The 16739-nt window shown below is 72.7% G+C and carries 11 protein-coding genes; 4 read left to right on the top strand and 7 right to left on the bottom strand.

The features are described 5' to 3' along the window. Nucleotides 1-44: 44 nt before the first annotated feature. Nucleotides 45-1208, bottom strand: a complete 1164-nt coding sequence (locus tag WMF43_RS28380) for a CgeB family protein (RefSeq protein WP_437669267.1) — start codon at nucleotides 1206-1208, stop codon at nucleotides 45-47. An 864-nt stretch (nucleotides 1209-2072) separates the two neighbouring features. Further along, complete coding sequence (locus tag WMF43_RS28375; protein ID WP_437669265.1) at nucleotides 2073-2963, bottom strand: serine/threonine-protein kinase; 891 nt, start codon at nucleotides 2961-2963, stop codon at nucleotides 2073-2075. A 517-nt stretch (nucleotides 2964-3480) separates the two neighbouring features. Here WMF43_RS28375 and WMF43_RS28370 point away from each other — a divergent pair. Next, nucleotides 3481-7356 (top strand): serine/threonine-protein kinase, encoded by a 3876-nt coding sequence (locus WMF43_RS28370; protein ID WP_437669263.1) that lies wholly within the window; start codon nucleotides 3481-3483, stop codon nucleotides 7354-7356. Between the two features lie 494 nt (nucleotides 7357-7850). Here WMF43_RS28370 and WMF43_RS28365 read toward each other — a convergent pair whose 3' ends face one another. Continuing rightward, nucleotides 7851-8966, bottom strand: a complete 1116-nt coding sequence (locus tag WMF43_RS28365; RefSeq protein ID WP_437669261.1) for a lipase family protein — start codon at nucleotides 8964-8966, stop codon at nucleotides 7851-7853. 442 nt (nucleotides 8967-9408) lie between these two features. Next, nucleotides 9409-10029, bottom strand: coding sequence for a hypothetical protein (locus tag WMF43_RS28360; RefSeq protein ID WP_437669259.1), 621 nt, complete (start codon nucleotides 10027-10029; stop codon nucleotides 9409-9411). 179 nt (nucleotides 10030-10208) lie between these two features. Here WMF43_RS28360 and WMF43_RS28355 point away from each other — a divergent pair, with 179 nt between their 5' ends. Next, nucleotides 10209-11660 carry a hypothetical protein gene (locus WMF43_RS28355; RefSeq protein ID WP_437669258.1) on the top strand — a complete coding sequence of 484 codons (1452 nt, stop codon included), beginning with the start codon at nucleotides 10209-10211 and terminating at the stop codon, nucleotides 11658-11660. A 144-nt stretch (nucleotides 11661-11804) separates the two neighbouring features. Beyond that, the gene (locus WMF43_RS28350; RefSeq protein WP_437669256.1) at nucleotides 11805-12377 is read left to right on the top strand and encodes a hypothetical protein; all 573 of its coding nucleotides are present in this window, start codon (nucleotides 11805-11807) and stop codon (nucleotides 12375-12377) included. A gap of 91 nt (nucleotides 12378-12468) precedes the next feature. Here WMF43_RS28350 and WMF43_RS28345 read toward each other — a convergent pair whose 3' ends face one another. Then, the gene (locus tag WMF43_RS28345; RefSeq protein ID WP_437669254.1) at nucleotides 12469-13548 is read right to left on the bottom strand and encodes a hypothetical protein; all 1080 of its coding nucleotides are present in this window, start codon (nucleotides 13546-13548) and stop codon (nucleotides 12469-12471) included. Nucleotides 13549-13655: 107 nt separating this feature from the next. On the opposite strand from WMF43_RS28345, the gene WMF43_RS28340 reads away from it, so the two are divergent. Continuing rightward, on the top strand, nucleotides 13656-14282 hold the full coding sequence (locus WMF43_RS28340; RefSeq protein WP_437669252.1) for a hypothetical protein: 627 nt from the start codon (nucleotides 13656-13658) through the stop codon (nucleotides 14280-14282). Between the two features lie 120 nt (nucleotides 14283-14402). Here WMF43_RS28340 and WMF43_RS28335 read toward each other — a convergent pair whose 3' ends face one another. Both WMF43_RS28335 and WMF43_RS28330 read right to left on the bottom strand, forming a co-directional pair. Beyond that, a complete protein-coding gene (locus WMF43_RS28335; protein WP_437669250.1) occupies nucleotides 14403-14684 on the bottom strand; it encodes a pyrimidine/purine nucleoside phosphorylase in 282 nt (93 codons plus the stop codon). Between the two features lie 140 nt (nucleotides 14685-14824). Continuing rightward, entirely contained in the window at nucleotides 14825-16702 is a 1878-nt protein-coding gene (locus tag WMF43_RS28330; RefSeq protein ID WP_437669248.1) for a CotH kinase family protein, read from the bottom strand. Nucleotides 16703-16739 lie beyond the last annotated feature (37 nt).

The following is a 16739-nucleotide window of genomic DNA, read 5'->3' as shown; positions in this document are numbered from 1 at the left end:
CTCCGACTCGGCCCTCGGCCCTCCGCCTCGGCTCGGCCGCTGCGTCAGCCGCTCTGGCTCTCTTGGCTCTCCAGGCGCATCGACGGGGGCTGCCCGTCGCGCTCGCGGCGCGCCGCCCGGGCGCGGCTCGCGGCGTCGAGCACCTCGCGTGTGTACCGCTCGAACGCCTCGGCCCGGTGCATCGCGGTGTGCTCGGCGAAGACGCGCTGGCGCGCGCGCTGGCCCACCGTGAGGCGCCGGTCCTCCTTCATCTCCCGGAGCTTCCGGAGCACGTCCTCCGGCGACCGGACGAGGAGGAGCTCCTCGCCAGGCTGGAAGAACGTCTCGATCCCGGGCCAGGCGTCGCTCAGGACCGGCGTCCCACACGCGGCCGCCTCGAACAGGCGCGCGCTCGGCGACCACCCGGACTCGACCATCGCCCGGCGGGTCAGGTTCAGCGTGAACCGCTGGGCGTTGTAGAAGATCCGGTGCTCGTCCGGCGGCAGGTGCTCCGTCCGGGAGACGTTCTCAGGCCACGTGAGCGACGACGGGTATTGCGCGCCCGCCACCGTGAAACGCCCCCGGCGCATGCGCCGCGCCGGCTCCAGGAGCAGCCGCTCGACGGCCGCCTGCCGGTCGTCGCTGTAGGTGCCGAGATAGCCGAGGTCCCAGCGCATCGGCGCCGGCTGCGGATAATAGACGTCGGTGTCGGCCGCGCAGTAGAGCGCGCGCGCCCGCAACGCGCCGTGGCCGCGCTCGAGCCGCTCCAGCGTCGGCCCCCCGGTCGCCGAGAGATAGAGGTCGTACCGCGGGATCAGCGCCGGCGTGAGGTACGCGTGGTCGCCGTGCGCCAGCCGGCCGAGCGTGAGCGGCGTGTCGAGGTCGTAAAACGCAGCCTTGCCGCGCGCCTCCTCGGTGAGCCACGCCCCCACGATCGCCCCCTCCGGCACGAAGGAGCCGACGATCACGAGATCGGCTTCGCGCACCGCGCGTGAGAATCGATCACGGAGCTCGGGAATGCTCGAGTACAACTCGGTCCGGCCGTAAGGCGGGTTGGGCATGTCGCGGTGCTGCTCATAGAGGGGGAGGTTCCGCTCCAGAAAGAGCACCTGGTGGCCGCGGGACGCGAGCGCCCGGAGGAGGGCCCGGTACGTCGTGGCGTGGCCATTGCCCCACGAAGACGTGATGGAGAGCCCGAGAAAGACGTAACGGTAGGTAGGTGTCGTCATAACGTGGTGGCAGCGAGGGTTGAAGGATCCCGGGAGACGTGCTGAGCCCGGACGAGCCCGGTCCCGCGGCGCTCCGCGGCGGCGCCGGGGAGGCCCATCGTGGCCTCTCCTGCGCCCGCGCAGGTCGGATCAGCACGTCGCTCCGGTGGCCCTGGCGCCGCGCGAGCGGGCGCGGCGGCGGGCGAGCGAACGAACCCGGATTAACATGCGTGCTCTCGCTCTGCAATCCTGTGAGATGCTGTTTCTGGACTGAAGGTGCGTATTCTTCGCCAGAACCCAGGTCGTAATGCCCGGGCTGATCTCATGATGAGAAAGAGTGGTAAAGCGCAAACGGCGCCGAGAGTCCGAGGTGCTCCTGCGGAAAGCACAGCGCGCGACCGTCGATTGTGCAGCAAACCGGGCAGCGATTCCGGAACGGACTAATCGGGAGCGTGGACGAGAAAGTTAGAGATGTCGTCGCAATGGGGGCGCGGCGTGGATCCAGCCGCCTGCGAGCGGCTCCGAACGAAGCGCAGCGGGCAGACCCTGCTCGGGAACGCCGGAGCAGCTTTTGTCGTGAGACGTCGCGCAGCGGGCCCGGCAGGCGGCGGCAGCCGCGGGAATGGCGGCCCGAGGCGGCGGGGGTCCTCAAGGAGAGAGGCGCGCGGCCGGCGGGCTCGGCGAGCCGCGCGGCCGGCGGGTTCGGCGAGGCGCGGTGGCCGGCGGGCTCGGCGAGGCGCGGTGGCCGGCGGGCTCGGCGGGCTCGGCGGGTATTCCGTGATCGCGGGGAAGATCGCCGAGAAATCGGCGCACTCGAGCAAATGGCGGGGGCCTGGGTCGTCCAGGCTCGAGCGGCGAGGGGCCGCGCGAGAGCGGCCGTGACGTTCAGGTCGCGGGGCGGAGCGCCTGCCAGCCCTCGATCACCTCGGCGATGCTCGCGAAGCGGCGGTCCGGGTTGTGGGCCAGACCGCGGTTCACGAAGACCTCGACCTCGCGGTCGACGGGCGGCGGCATCAAGTTGCCGAGGCGGCGCGGCGCCGTCCTCGCCTTGAGGTCGGCGAGCATCATGAGGTTGCGCGCGGCGTAGGGCAGCTCGCCGGTGAGCGCCTGAAAGACCACCGTCGTGGCCGCGTAGATGTCGGCCCGGTGATCCACCGCCTTCGCGCTCGCGATCTGCTCGGGCGGCACGTACCTGACGTCGCCGAGCTTGCGGCCGCTCAGGGGCGGCTCCTCGTCGCCGTCCGCGGAAGGCAACCTGCACGAGCCGAGATCGAGCAGCGTCAGCCGCTCGCCCTCGGGGCCCCGATCGAGCAGCACGTTCGCGGAGCAGATGTTGCGGTGGAGGATGCCAATGTCGTGGAGCTCGGCGATCGCCAGCCAGAGCTGCTCGACCAGCGGGTGCAGGGCGGCGAGCGGGATCGACCCCCGCCGGGCGAGGCGATCGACGAGGAGCTCCCCCTCGCGCAGCTCGAACACGATCACGCGGCCGCGCTCCGGATCGTCGCCGCCGCCGATCGACGGGAGCGTGTGGGGGCCGCGCAGCCGCGCGCACGCGATCGCCTCGCGCCGGAAGCGCGCCGCGGCCTCGGCCAGGGACATCCGCTCCGGGGCGCCGAGCACCTTCAACGGGTCCACGCGCTCCTCGAGCTCGCCGAGCACCTTCACCGCCACGCGTCGGCCGGCGCTCGTGTCCTCGGCGCAGAACACGTCGCCGAGCCCCTCGCGGCGGAGGTGCCGCAGCACGCGGTAGCGTTGGAGCAGGATGGTTCCAGGCACGATTGACAAGAGCGGCCTCCCTTCGCTTGACAAAAAGGGGTCCAGCGCGTTCCGGTCGCCTCCCCCCACTCCCCAGTTCTGGTCATTTACCATGAGGGCGTGGCGGAGGAAGCGGCGCGAGCGTGCGAAGAAGCGGCCCTGGCCCCCGCGCGCCGCCCGCGCCGCCGGCGGCCCGGCCGCTGCGCCAGAGGCCGCCTGGACGAAAGGCGGCGTCGCTCCGCGGCGCCAGGGCGGCCGGCGGAAGCAACCCTGTACCAGCCGGCGTCGCGGCGCGCGGCGCGGGAGAACCCGCGCGCGGGCCCTTTCGACGCTGTAGAGTTGCCCCTCTCGGCGCTCTATGGCGACGATAGCGACTAAAGCGCGGCGCTCGGCGGTGATTGCATGAGGGGGTGGGAGACTCGACAGCGCCCCACCTCGCGCGACACGCCTCCACCCCGAACCGCTGGCCATCCAGGTGAACTTCGCGTAGCTCCCACTTAGGACGGACGGCGTCCTCGGGGGTACGGCAGCAGGGGCAATGCGCGCGGGAAACGTCATCGACGGCCGGTTCGAGATCGTGGAGCTCGCGGGCGCCGGCGGCATGGGCCACGTCTTTCGCTCGCACGACCTCAAGACCGGCGAGATCGTGGCCCTCAAGGTGCTCCAGAACGCCGGCTCCCAGGACTCCGGCCGCCTCGCGCGCGAGGCGCAGGCGCTCGCGACGCTGCGGCTGCCGGGGGTGGTGCGTTACATCGCGCACGGCCTCACCGACCTCGGCCACCCCTACCTCGCCATGGAGTGGCTCACGGGCGAGACGCTCTCCCAGCGCCTCGCCCGCCAGGCGTTCTCGCTCGACGAGAGCCTCCGGCTCGTCCACCGCGTCGCGATCACCCTCGGGAGAGTGCACCGGCTCGGCGTCGTCCACCGCGACCTCAAGCCGAGCAACCTGCTGCTCGTCGACGGGGCGATCGAGCGCGTCACGCTCATCGATTTCGGCGTGGTGCGCATGTCCGGCCTGGATCAGGAGCTCACCATGCCGGGGGCCATCCTCGGCACGCCCGGCTACATGGCCCCGGAGCAGGCCCGCGGCGAGGCGCACGTCGACGCGCGGGCCGACGTCTTCGCGCTCGGCTGCGTGCTCTACAAGTGCATCTCGGGGCGCGCGCCGTTCCGCGGGGCGCGCGGGCTCGCCGTGCTCGTCAAGGTGCTGATCGAGGAGCCCCCGTCGCTCCGGTGGCTCTCCGACGAGGTGCCCGAGGCGCTCGACGAGCTGGTCATGCGGATGTTGTCGAAGGCGCCCGAGGGGCGGCCGAGCGACGGCAGCGCGGTCGCCGCCGAGCTCGCCGCGCTCGTGGGCCTCCCCGGGCCGACCGGCCCGATCAGCGCGGTGAGCGCCTCCATCCCGCCCGTCTCGGCCGTCCGCCCGCCGGAGCTCACGACCGGCGAGCGCAAGGTGATGTGCCTCGTGCTCGCGCGCGATGGGGGCGCGGGCGAGGCCGAGGTCGACCAGCAGGAGCGCGCGCAGGCGCTCTCGGCCCTGGCGGCGCGCCACCGGGGCCAGCTCGAGCTCATCGAGGCGCGGCTGCCGCTCGTCGTGCTCTCCGGCGCCGGCGCGACGACCGACCTCGCGGCGCAGGCGGCCCGCTGCGCGCTCGCCATGCAGGCGCTGCTCGGCGGCGTGCCGGTCGCGGTCGTCACGGGCCGGGCGGAGATCGCCTCGCGCCTCCCGATCGGCGACCTGATCGACCGCGTGGTCCAGCTGCTCCCGATGAGCCGCGCCCCGTCCCGCGCGGCGGTGCGCATCGACGAGGTGACGGCGGGGCTGCTCGGGGCGCGGTTCGAGGTGACGTCCGACGACGACGGCGGGCGCTGGCTGCACGGCGCGCGCGAGGAGCCGGACGCGGTGCCCCACCTGCTCGGCCGGGTCACGCCGTGCGTCGGGCGCGAGCGCGAGCTCGCGTTGATCCGGGACGAGCTCGCGCGCTGCATCGAGGAGTCGACCCCGAGCGTGGTGCTCGTGACGGGGCCGGCGGGCATCGGCAAGTCGCGGCTGCGCCACGAGCTCGTGCGCGGGATCCGGAACGGCGGCGAGCCCGTGGAGGTGTGGCTCGGGCAGGTGGACCCGATGAGCGCCGGGTCGGCGTTCGGGCTGCTCGCGCACGCGCTGCGGCGGGCGATGGGCCTGCTCGACGGCGACCCGATCGAGGAGCGGCGGCGCAAGGTGCGGGCGCGGGTCGAGCGGCACCCGGCGCTCGACGCGGGGCGGGTGGCGACGTTCCTCGGCGAGCTGGTCGGCGCGCCGTTCCCGGACGACGACGTGCAGCTGCGGGCGGCGCGCCGCAACCCGATGCTCATGGGCGACCAGCTGCGGCTCGCGTGGGAGGACTTCCTGCGGGCCGAGTGCGCGGTGCAGCCGGTCCTGCTCGTGCTCGAGGACCTGCACTGGGGCGATCTGCCGACGGTCACGATGGTGGACGGCGCGCTCCGCAACCTGAAGGACCGGCCGTTCATGGTGATGGCGCTCGGCCGGCCCGAGGTGCACGAGATCTTCCCGAAGCTGTGGGACGAGCGGCGCGGGCACAAGCTGCGGCTCGCGGGCATCTCGCGCCGGTCGAGCGAGCGCCTCGTGCGGCAGGTGCTCGGCGACGCCGGGAGCGCGGCGCTCGTAGCGACGCTGGTGGAGCGGGCGGACGGCAACGCGTTCTACCTGGAGGAGCAGATCCGCGCGGCGGCGGCGGGCAAGGGCGCGGACCTGCCGGAGACGGTGCTGGCGATGGTGCAGGCGGAGCTCGACGCGCTCGACGTCGGGGCGCGGCGGCTGCTCCGGGCCGGGGCGATCTTCGGCGAGACGTTCTCGCGGAACGGGGTCGCGGCGCTGGTCGGCCGGGCGGAGGTCGAGCCGCTGCTCGACGAGCTCGAGGCGCGGGAGCTCATCGTGCGGCGCGCGGTGGAGGGGGCGCAGGACGCGGTCGAGTACCGGTTCCGGCACGCGCTCGTGCGCGAGGCCGCGTACGGGATGTTGACCGAGAGCGATCGCCGCCTCGGCCACCGGCTGGCCGGGAGCTGGCTCGAGCGGGCCGGCGCGGCGGATCCGATGGCGCTGGCCGAGCATTTCGAGCGCGGCGGCGAGCCGGCGCGGGCGGCGACGTCGTACTTGCGGGCGGCCGAGCAGGCGCTGCTCGGCAACGACCTCGGCGCGGCGATCGATCGCGTGGAGCGGGGCATCGCGTGCGGCGCGGTGAAGACGACGGCGGGGGCGCTGCGGCTGTGCCAGGCGGAGGCGCACCTCTGGCGCGGCGAGTTCGCGCTGGCGGAGCGGCGGGGCGCGGAGGCGCTGGATCGGCTGACGCCGGGCTCGGCGGCCTGGTTCTCGGCGCTGACGCAGCTCGTGATCGCGGCGTCGAAGCGCAGCAACCACGACCAGGTGGAGCGCTGGCTGCACATGGCGCAGGCGACCGAGCCGCTGTCGGCGGCCGCGCGCCCCGCGCGCAGCGTGTGTTTGTGCGCCGGGGCGGGGCGCCTCGTGTTCGGGGGCAGGTACCAGCTCGCGGACGAGCTGCTCGACGCGATCGAGCAGGAGGCCGAGGAGAGCGCGCAGGAGGCCGAGGTGCTGGCGCAGCTGCACCAGGCGCGCGCGTACCGGGCGATGGCGAGCGGCGATCCCGGGGCTTGCCTCGCGGGCTTCGAGGGGGCGCTCGCGGCGTTCGAGCAGGCGGGCGATCGCCGCAACGCGTGCTGGGCGAGGAACAACCTGGGCTTCTGCTACGCGGAGCTCGGCGGCTTCGAGGGCGCCGAGGCGGCGCTGCGCGCGGCGCTCGCGGACGCCGAGCGGATGGGCCTGTCGGACGCGCGGCTCGGGGTGCTCCACAACCTGGGCCCGGTGCTCGCGGGGTGCGGTCAGATCGAGGAGGCGCGGAGGGTAGAGGAGGAGGCGATCGCGACGTCGCAGGAGCTCGGCGATGCGCGCATGGAGGGCGCGTCGCGGACGTACCTCGCGCGGATCCTGCTCTTGTCGGGCGACATTGCCGGGGCCGAGCGCGAGGCGCGCGCGGCGGTGGCGATCCTGTACGGGGCTCCGCCGCTGCGCGCGTTCGCGTACGCCGTCCTCGGGCGCGTGTTGCTCGACGCGAAGCACCCGCAGGACGCGCTGGCGGCGACGACGGAGGCGTTTTGCCTGCTCGAGTCGATGGGCGCGGAGACGGGGGAATCGCTGGTCCGCCTCGTCCATGCCGAGGCGCTCGAGGCTTGTGGTCACGAGCGGGAGGCGAGGATGGCGATCGCGTCGGCGAGGGAGAGCTTGCTGGCCCGGGCGAGGAAGATCAGCGATCCGGTCTGGCGGGCGCGGTTTTTGGGGAACGAGCCGGACAACGTCGCGACGCTGGAGCTGGAGAGGACGTGGCTGAAGCGGGCGTAGCTCGCCGGGGAGGGGGAGCGGAGGGCGCGTTGGTCGGGGGACGATAACGATTCACGAGGCCCGTCTCCCGTCCTCCGTCTTTCCTCTTCGCGCGCGTGCGCATGCTCGTTGTTATCGTCTTTCCTGGAGCGCGAGGGGCTCATCTCCTCCAGGTAGAAGCACCTTCAGGCGCCCAGGATGGGCACCCCGGCGGCGGCCCGAACGTGCCTACTGGAGGCAGAATAGGTCCTTGGGGATGAGTCGCCAGCGGTCTGGAGCGCCCTCAAAGTCCAGGACGCCTCGTGTCGCAAGTGAGCCGAGCTCCGTATCTAAGCAGTTCGCGCTTGCACTGCTCGCGAGCTTCTGGATCTGCGTAGGCATGTGCATTGATTGTCGAGAAATTCGAGAAAGCTAACACAGCAACACACATGCAGCGTCCGAGCGTGATCATGTCGTGCTCGACGCGCGCCTGCGCGTCCCGGGGACCGCCGCCTGAGGGGAGGGCGGCGCCCGGTTCACCTGAACTCGGACCCGGCGAGCACTTCCTGCGAGGTGCGCAGGTAGTTCAGCGGGGAGTGATCGCCCCAGGAATAACGCGTGGGCAACCACTTGAGGAGAGGCAGCCCGGAGAGCTGCGTCTGGGTCCACGCCAGGACGCCGACCAGCGTGCTGCCGAGGAACGTCCTCACCTGGCTCACCGACTTGCTCCGGTACATCCAGCCCCCGTCGCCCGCCCCGTACTCCCTGCCGAAATGTACGAAATGCCCTGTCGTGCGCGGCGGCAGACACGGCACGATGTCCTTGCCGTAAACGTGGCGGAAGAGCTTTTTCCCGAACTCCTCCTCGAAGCGCGCGGTGAAATCGCTGAAGCCGACCATCGGCTGCCCGTACGTGTAGACGCCGCGCAGCTTCTGCCGGAGGCCGTCCAGCGTGGGATCGACGTGGAGCAGCGCCGCGGCGACGACCGCGAGGGCGCCGCCCAGGCTGTGACCGGTGATGTAGAGCGCCTCGATCCCTCCCTCCTCTCCCGATGGGCAACCCTGGCCGCGACCGCGCAGCGCCTCCGCTCCTTCCGCGAGCGCGGCGTCCGCCTGCTCCGCCTCGCCGCAAGGGCGAGACGCCCCGACGCAATCCTTCACCTCGGCCCTCTCCCGCCTGGCAACACTGCAGATCGATTCACCCTTCAGCGCGGACAGCAGCAGCGACGAGAGCGTCGGCCAGAGCACCAGGGCGGCGCGGTAGAAGCCGCCATGGACGTGCCCGGCGGTGAAGAAGGCATCCGGCCGGGCGCTCGCGTCCGTCAGCCAGTTGACGGTGTTCTGCAGCCCGGTGCCGCGGAAGACGAGGATCGCGAGCTTCTTGTCGCGGCTCTGGACCAGGTACGCCGTCGTGTCCACGAAGAGCGCAGGGTTCGCGTTGGTGACGCCGACGGTCTCGTTGTACTCCGCGACCCCGCGGCGGTGTATCAGCCTGGCGAAGGTGTCGATGTCGGAGTACGACCACGCGGACGCTATGCCGAGGAGATTGGCGATGTTGCGGTCGTGGACTCCCTCCCTTACATTCAGCATGTAATTGGGGATGTTGATTTCACTGCAGGCAGAGATCCCCCGGAGGCTTCGGGGTGCCTCCATGACGTCGGTCTCGTGTTCTCCCTGCTCCGGTCTCGCGATACGGACACCCTGGATGATCATGCTCCACCTCTTCTCTCGCGCCTCACCGCGGTCTGGCCTGCGACGGCGACGGATGGATCGCTGTCCTTCCAGCGCTCGATGCCGCCTGCGCCAGCGCCGGATCGAGCCAGAGCCGACGTGCCTTTCGGTGGAGTTGCACCCGCGGTGCCGCAGCTGCCGTGCAACGGCGGCGCAGCAGCTGCTGGAGGCGCTGCGCGCGCCTCACGGGCGCGGCCTCCTTCGCCGGCGCTGCTGGCCTCGTGAGCGCGCCGTCTCGCCGGCGCTGCCTGCCTCGCGAGCTTCCTTCGTTGATGGGATAGTGCCCGGTTGGGGGAGACGCCGCACACGCTGGATTCCGGTGTGTGCGGCGTCTTCGGGCCATTCCGACCAGGTCGGAGGCCCTTCAGAGCGCGTCCAGGGCGCTCAGCCGTCGTCTCTCTCCTCCGCGCCGCCGCCGCAAGGGACCTCGCCGCCTGCAGGCGGCCGCCGCGCCGGTCGCGCCGCCGTCCTTCCGCCTCCTCGGCCGGCCCGCGCGCCCCGCCGCGTAGAGCGACGGGAAACGCTCATTCCGCTGCGGGTCGTAGCGCAGGAGGCACAGGCCGACGGTCTGCACCTCGAAATAGAGCGCCACGAGCAGCGTCCACGCGCGCTGGAGGAGCTCGTACGACGCGCGCGCCCTCGGCGTCATCACGAGCGCGAGGGCGGACATGATCTCCCCCGCGAGCCGCCGGGCGTCGGCGACGTCGGTCGCCCGGTAGTGCTTCGGATCCTTCGACATGACGTCGGCCTGCGCCTCGTAGATCTCCGCGTAGCCGAGGAGATCGTTGGCGCGATCGAGGTGGCCTGTCCCGGGGCTGAGCCGCCGGACCACAGGCCCGAGCTCCGGGTCGTCGTCGAAGTAATGCTCGCAGACCTTCTGCATGCGGGCTTCCACCTCCGCCGCCTGCCTGTCCACGCCCGCGGGGACCTTGGTCTCGGTCCTGAACGCGCCGGCGGCGTCCGCCTGGCGGTAGGTGTGGATCACGAGCAGTCCTGCTGCATTGTTCCCTCCGCCGTGGCGCAGTCCTGCTGCATTGTTGATTTGCTGAGAAAATTCTCTCGTTTGGTTCACAAAAGATCACGAGCCTTCGCGCCGCGTCGCGTGGTGTCGAGGCGTGCTGTCTGCTGCACCCAAGAGCGTTCCGACGGGCTAGACTCGCGCGCATGCCGTCGGCGAGGAGCTCGGATGTCACGCGGGAGGTTTACGGCGCGCACTTCGGGGAGCTCTTCAATTTCCGCGAGGTGTGGCGGGAGGACGACGGGGCCTCTCCGTTCGTGGTGCTGCGGTTCTGGACGGGGGCGCGACCCGTCGTGTACGCGTCGATGGGCGCGGCCGGTCACGAGATCGTGCTCGCCTCGGCCGTGCCGTTCGCCCCGTTCGATTGCGCCGTCGAGGCGCTCGCCGGCGCGGCCGCGGCGTATCGGCCCCTCGATCTCGTGCCTCACGCCATGACGGGCTCGCCGTTCGAGGCGGTGCTCTTCCTGCCGCCCGGGGAGGGCACGCTGGATCTCGGCCTCTCCGGCGGCGCTCCCCGGCACGCGCTGCGCGCCGTCCCGCTCACCCGCGCCGAGCGGCTGCTCGCCCGGGAGGACCGACACAAGGCGCTCGACCTCCTGCGAAAGGCCGGCGCGCTGGTCGCCGATCCGCTCCGGAGCTGCGCCCTCGACCCGGAGCGCACGCGCCGCTTCTGGGTGCACCGCGCGCCGTGGCTGCTCGCCGGGCTGAACGAGCGCCTGCGCGACTCGGCCGCGTACAGCGAGCACCTCCGCGCGCGCGGCGCGCTGGCGGGGCGCATCGAGCCGCACGAGCGCATCGACCGGATGCGGCGCGCGCTGATCGCCCGCATCGAGGCGGCGCCGCTCGGCCCGCGGAGCGACGCGGAGGCGGCCGTCGCGCGCCACCGCGCGGTCGCCCCGGTGGGCGGCAGGCTCATCGAGAAGGCGATCGGCCCCTTCCGCACGAGCATGTCGCCCTTCATCGAGGAGGCCATGACCGAGCTCATGGTCGCGGTGATCGCGACGCACCCCGAGTCGGTGCGCCTGTTCCGCGAGGCGCACGGGGCCCCCTCGGCCGAGGCGCCGCGCTTCGACGGGCGGACGATCTCGCTCCTGGCCGACGTGGCCGCGGGGTGGCACCTCGACGTGGATCCCGAGGAGCTCGTCGCCATCGGCCAGCGCGCGTGCGAGCTGGCGCGCGCCGAGCGCGACGCGCCGCGGAGAAGGCCGCTCGAGCAGCACCTGTGGGGCAGGGTCTTCGGCGCGATGTACGGGCACGTCCACGCGATCCCCGAGGAAGGGAGCGCCGGGTCGAGCAGCGAGCGCGCGAGGATCGCGGCGATGTTCCAGCGCGTCGCCGAGAGCGAGACCTTGTTCGCGCGCCTGCCCGAAAAGGACGAGCTCCACGCCGGGGAGGACGACGCAGAGGAGCCGCCCGAGGACGACGAGGACGACGAGGACGACGAGGACGACGTGATGGACGACGAGCTCTTGGACCACGACGTGCCCGACGAGGTGCTCCCTCCGGCGCTCTCGCGCCTCGTCAGCACGTGCGACATGATCGTGTTCCGGATGATGCTCCTTCACGAGCTCTCCGAGCAGAGAGCCGCGCTCCACTGACCGTCTCGCGCGGGCCGCGCCACGGACCCGCGCGGGCCGCACCACGGACCCGCGCCGGCCGCGCCATGGACTCGCGCCGGCCGCGCCGTTGACGCGTCCGGCACGCCATGGTGCGATCGGGATCCGGAACGAGCTCGCTCCACGATGCACCATCGCTGGCACCTCGGCTGCTTCCCTGAGAAGGTGTGGATCGCGCGGCGCTTCGATGCGCCGCCGCCCGAGGGGGCCAGCGTGCTCCCGGCGCTCGAGGCGGCGTGGCTCGTGGCGTCGTGGTTCTCCGACGACGCCGGGAACCGTCTCATGCTCGCGGAGATCGGCGAGGCGCTCGGGCACCCCGTGTCCACGGGCGCCGGGCTCGACGCGAGCAGGCTCCGCGCGCGGCTGCGGGAGGCGCTCGCCGAGGGGAGCCTCTACGCCTACCGCACGCCGTTCACCTCCGGCGGGGCGCCCATCCTGACGACGCCCGAGGTCCCCGGGTCCGGCGGACCCGAGCCCCCGGCCGAGGAGGACAAGAGCTGGGTCTCGATCCAGCTCATGGACGACGGGAACCCGCCGCAGCCCGTCCCGTTCAAGAAATACCGCATCGAGCTGCCCGATCAGTCGGTCCGCGAGGGGCTGCTCGACGAGAAGGGGAAGGCCCTCCTCCAGGGCATCCCGCCGGGCGTGTGCAAGGTGTCATTCCCCCAGTTCCACGGCGACGACTGGCAAGCCGGATGACCGGCGCTCGCCGCGGCCAGCCGCGCCGCGCCGCGCTCCGCGTTCGCCGCGGCGGTCAGAAGAGCCGCGGCGGTCAGAAGAGCCGCGGCGGTCAGAAGAGCCGCGCCTCGACGCCGAGCGCCAGGAGGGTGAACCCGAGGGCGAGCGCGAGCAGCGCCAGCGCCGTGGTCAGGCCGAGCTGCCGCACGTCGAGGCCGGGCCGCACGGGCGCGAGCTCGATGCCGGGCAGGGGGCGCAGGCCGCGCGAGAGCAGGCCGAGCGCCGCGGCGCCGGCCGACCCCGCGGGCGCGGCCGGCTGCTCCAGGGCGGCGCGCTTCGGCGAGCTGCCCTGGAAGGCCACCCAGAACACGATGGGCTCCGCGATGCGATCGCCCGCCCGCGGGCGCGCGCGGTCGGGCAAGAACGCGATCGTCCGGCAGTAGGCGCACTCGACCGTCTGCGCGTCGGTGGGCCGCACGCCCGCCCCGCACTGCGGGCAGGTGAGCGCCAGCAGGCCGGCCTGGGTGTGCTGCACGCGGACCACGGCGCGGTCGATCCGCTGCTCCGCGGCCACGACCGCGCGCAGCGCGCCCGCGTAGTGCAGCGCCTCGGCGGGCAGCTCGTACTGCGCGGTCGCGGCGCAGCGAGGGCAGCGCGTGGCGACCCGCGCGCCCGCGACGTGGAGCTCGAGCAGCGCGGCGCAGCGCGGGCACACGGGGTGGCCGGGCGCCGCCTGGACGTGCATCGCGCCGGCGTCGTCCTCGGCGAAGGTCAACGTCTCGCCGACCGCGCGGTGCGGGTTCTGGTCGCCGATCCACACGTCGGCGCTCGGGAAGCGGCCCTCGGGCTCGGGGCCGGCGAGGTCGCCGACGGCGTGCGCGAACGAGAGCGCCCCGCCCCAGTCGCCCTTGTCGAACCGCTGGAACGAGCCGCACTGCGCGCAGTCGACGCCCTGGTCGAGCTCGATGCCCGCGAGCGGCGAGAGGAAGCCGCAGGCGCGGCACGTGATCGCGCAGCGCAGCGCCACCCAGGTGACGTCCCCGGAGCGGGGCGCGGCGGCGCGGGAGGTGGCGAGCGGCCGGCGGCACACCGCGCACGTCGCGCCCCGCGTCGGGGCGACCACGCCGCACCCGCCGCACACCTGCACCCCTCCGGGCGACATCCCGCTCCACGCCGGCGCCACGCTTGCCATGAACGGCCATCCTACTGCGGGCCGCGCGCGCCGTGGCGCCCTTTCCGGGGGGCGGCTCGGCCGGATGGCGCGCCGGCGCGGGCGCGCAGCGTGGTACGCTCGCGGAGGTGAAGCTCGTCTCGACCGACCCGTCCGAGCTCGGCGTCCTCAGCGTGGGGCAGTTCGCGCACGGCATCCTGGCGTTCGGCCAGTTCGCGCGCGGGTTCATCGCGATCGGGCAGATCGCGGTGGGCGTGGTCGCGATCGGCCAGGTCTCGTTCTCGGTGCTCGGCGTGGGCCAGGTCGGCGGCGGCGTCGCCTGGTTCGCGGGCATGCTCGGCGTGGGCGGGCGGGGGGTGTGCCTGCGCCTCATCCCCGGCCTCGATCGGCCGCGCGATCCGCCGCCGCTCGTGCCCGTCGACGCGGCGATGCGCGGCGAGGTCCGCGGCTTCGTGCGCGCCGAGGTGGTCGACGGGCCGCGCGGCGCGAAGCTCGCCGTCGGCGGCCACGTCCTGCCGGTGAAGATGAGCCCGGCGCTCCTGGGCGCGCTCACGGACGCGCGCCGCGCCGGTCAGGTGCGCGAGATCTTCGCCCACCTGGGCAGGATCGGGAACGTGGTCGTGTGCGACCGGCTCATGGAGATCCCCGGCGCCCGCCCGAGCACCTTCGGGCTGCCGTTCCAGATCCTGCGTTTCCTGCTGCTCGTCGCGCTGGCGACGGGGTGGTGGTACACGTTCACCCGCGTGGAGGGCTGAGCCGGCCGGCCTCGTGCGCCGGGGCGCGCCCCGGGAGCGACGCGGCGCCGGGCGCAGCGGCGCCGGCTGCAGCGGCGCCGGGCGCCACCGCCGGAGGAGCGCCGGGCGCCGCCGGGGCGCTCAGAGGGACTCGCAGAGGTACCCGGCCGGCCGAGAGGCCCTGACGTCGAAGCCGCTCTTGCCCGGCACCTCGAACGAGGTCCCCGCCGGGTACACGCGCCACTCCTGGGCGCCGTCGAGGCGGATCGTGAGCTCGCCTGTCACCACGGTCATCCGCTCGGGCGCCTCGGTCGAGAAGTGGAACTCGCCGGCGTCGATGACGCCCACCGTCTGCCGGCGCCCGTTGCGCTCGAAGCCGACGCTCTGGACGTTGCCGTTGAAGTAGCTGTTGTGCTGGAGCATGGCGCCCTCCTACCGCGTCACGCCCCGTGAGGCTAGCAGAGACATGCCCAGAGACGCGCCGGAGCCGCGGCCGCGAGGCGCACGTGGAGAAGAGCAGCTTCGCGAAGCTCCTGTGCAGCTCCGCCGGAACGACTCGTATGTTACGGGAGCCTGCAGACGTAAGGCAGCGCGTACTCACAAGGCATGTCGTTCCAGTGGCCGTCGGCCCAGCTCGCCATCTGCGCGCAGTGCTCGCCGTCGCCGGCGTTGTTCGGCTCGCCGCCGGCCCAGCCCTCGTACTCGTACGGCGTGCCGTCGGCCCACACGAAGTCCCCCTCGGACGCCGCGTCGGTGAGCCCGATCCACCAGCTGTCCTCCTGGACCGCGCTGGCGGCCGAGAAGACGAGCGTCTGCTCCGCGGAGTCGTGGATCGACACGAGGTGTCCGCCCTGCGCCACGCAGTCGAGCTCGGCGTCCTCCCATGTCGCCGCCGCGAAGCAGAACGCCAGGGAGCCGCCGTCCGGATGCGGCTGCGGGACACATTGCGGGCACGACGGATCGTCGTCGACCCTCCCGTCGCAGTCGTTGTCGACGAAATCACACAGCTCGGGGGCGCCCGGGTACACCGACGGATCGTCGTCGTTGCAGTCGCCCTCTTCCTCGCAGCCGGGCGAGAGGTCGCCGTCCACGTCGACCGCCGACGGGTCCACGCAGGCGAGCGACGTCCGCAGGCTGGCGGGGCGGTCGTTCAGGAAAGCGATGGTGGCGTCGATGTATGCGCCGACGACATCGGGGCCGACGTCCCGGTGCGGGTCCTCGAGCACGTCGGCCCAGATCGAGGCGCGCAGCGCCTCGGCGTCGCTCGCCAGGTCGAGCTCCGACACGCGCTCGAGCACGCGCTCGAACGCCTGCGCGAGCGCCTGCCGGCACGGCGGCGAGGCGGTGCACATCTGCTGGAGGCGCCCCTCGCCGCCGAAGGGGTAGAGATCGTCCTCGAAGGTCTGGTCGAGGCCCCACGGCAGGAAGGTCCAGCGGCCGTCGTCCGGGCGCCGCGCGATGAAGTAGTTGTTGCGATACCAAGCATAACCGTCCCAGTGGCCGAGGAACGTCTCGGTGGCCGCGAACGCGAGGTAACGATCCATGTCGATGCGCTGCGACGCCTCGTCGAGGAACGCGTCCGGGCTCGTCACGCCGTCGAGCGCGTCCGCGAGCTCGTAGAGGTCGGCGAAGCCGACATCGTCGCCGTTGTCCTGATCGAAGGTCTCGATGAGCGAGGCGTCGAGATCGCTCCCGTAAGCCCCCTCGTAGAGATTGCCTTCGTGGTCGCCGAACCATCGATCCAGGAAGCGAGGGTTGTCCGCGGCCTCCACGGCCGTATACAGGCCGTAGAGCGAGCCGTTCACCCAGACCGTCGCGTGGGCCGCGCGCGACGCGGGCACGTCCATCGCGCGGAACAGCGTGTAGGCGAGGCGCTCGTGGAGCATGCTCCGGTCCTGGACCATGTTGTTGAGCGCGAGCTTCTCCAGGCCGAGCAGGGTCTGATCGTCGGTGAACTCATCGAATTTCAACAAGAAGGCAGCCTTCTCGTCCAGGGTCCGGAACGAGCCGCGCTCGCCCTTGAGCCGCACGCCGACCGTGGAGAGCGCGATCTCCTCGCCGGCGAGCGTCACCTTGAGCTCGCCGGGGACGTACTCGTAGGGATCGGCGTTGAGCTGAGCGATCGACCCCCGCGATAACGTGATCTCGAACCGCGGGATGTCCGTTCCTGCGAAGAGCGGCTCTGCGGGATCCATGGCCGGGGGCGGCTCGCCGCCGGATCCGCCGGTGCCGCCGCCCGCGCCGCCCGCGCCGCCCAGACCGCCGGACGCGCCGGCTCCGTCAGGTCCGCCGGTGCTGGCGCGGCCGCCCGCCCCGCCAGCGCCGCCGCCGCCGCCGCTCGGCTGGGGCTCCGCCGAGGAATCGCCGCATGCTGCGAGCAGCGCAAAGGATATCGCGAGCGGCCCGGCCCAGCTCCAGGAAGGTGCCAATGAATTTGTCACGTTCCTCCTCTTTTACATGGGGCGTTCGCTCCTTGCA

Source organism: Sorangium sp. So ce131, from assembly GCF_051519095.1.
GTDB lineage: Bacteria > Myxococcota_A > Polyangia > Polyangiales > Polyangiaceae > Sorangium.
This window is presented reverse-complemented; position numbering and strand designations above follow the sequence as displayed.

Excerpts from the sequence above, each read along its gene's own strand:
- WMF43_RS28335 (WP_437669250.1), bottom strand. The coding sequence starts at position 14,684 with ATGCTCCAGCACAACAGCTACTTCAACGGCAACGTCCAGAGCGTCGGC.
- WMF43_RS28355 (WP_437669258.1), top strand. The coding sequence starts at position 10,209 with ATGCCGTCGGCGAGGAGCTCGGATGTCACGCGGGAGGTTTACGGCGCG.
- WMF43_RS28370 (WP_437669263.1), top strand. The coding sequence starts at position 3,481 with ATGCGCGCGGGAAACGTCATCGACGGCCGGTTCGAGATCGTGGAGCTC.
- WMF43_RS28365 (WP_437669261.1), bottom strand. The coding sequence starts at position 8,966 with ATGGAGGCACCCCGAAGCCTCCGGGGGATCTCTGCCTGCAGTGAAATC.
- WMF43_RS28345 (WP_437669254.1), bottom strand. The coding sequence starts at position 13,548 with ATGGCAAGCGTGGCGCCGGCGTGGAGCGGGATGTCGCCCGGAGGGGTG.
- WMF43_RS28350 (WP_437669256.1), top strand. The coding sequence starts at position 11,805 with ATGCACCATCGCTGGCACCTCGGCTGCTTCCCTGAGAAGGTGTGGATC.
- WMF43_RS28380 (WP_437669267.1), bottom strand. The coding sequence starts at position 1,208 with ATGACGACACCTACCTACCGTTACGTCTTTCTCGGGCTCTCCATCACG.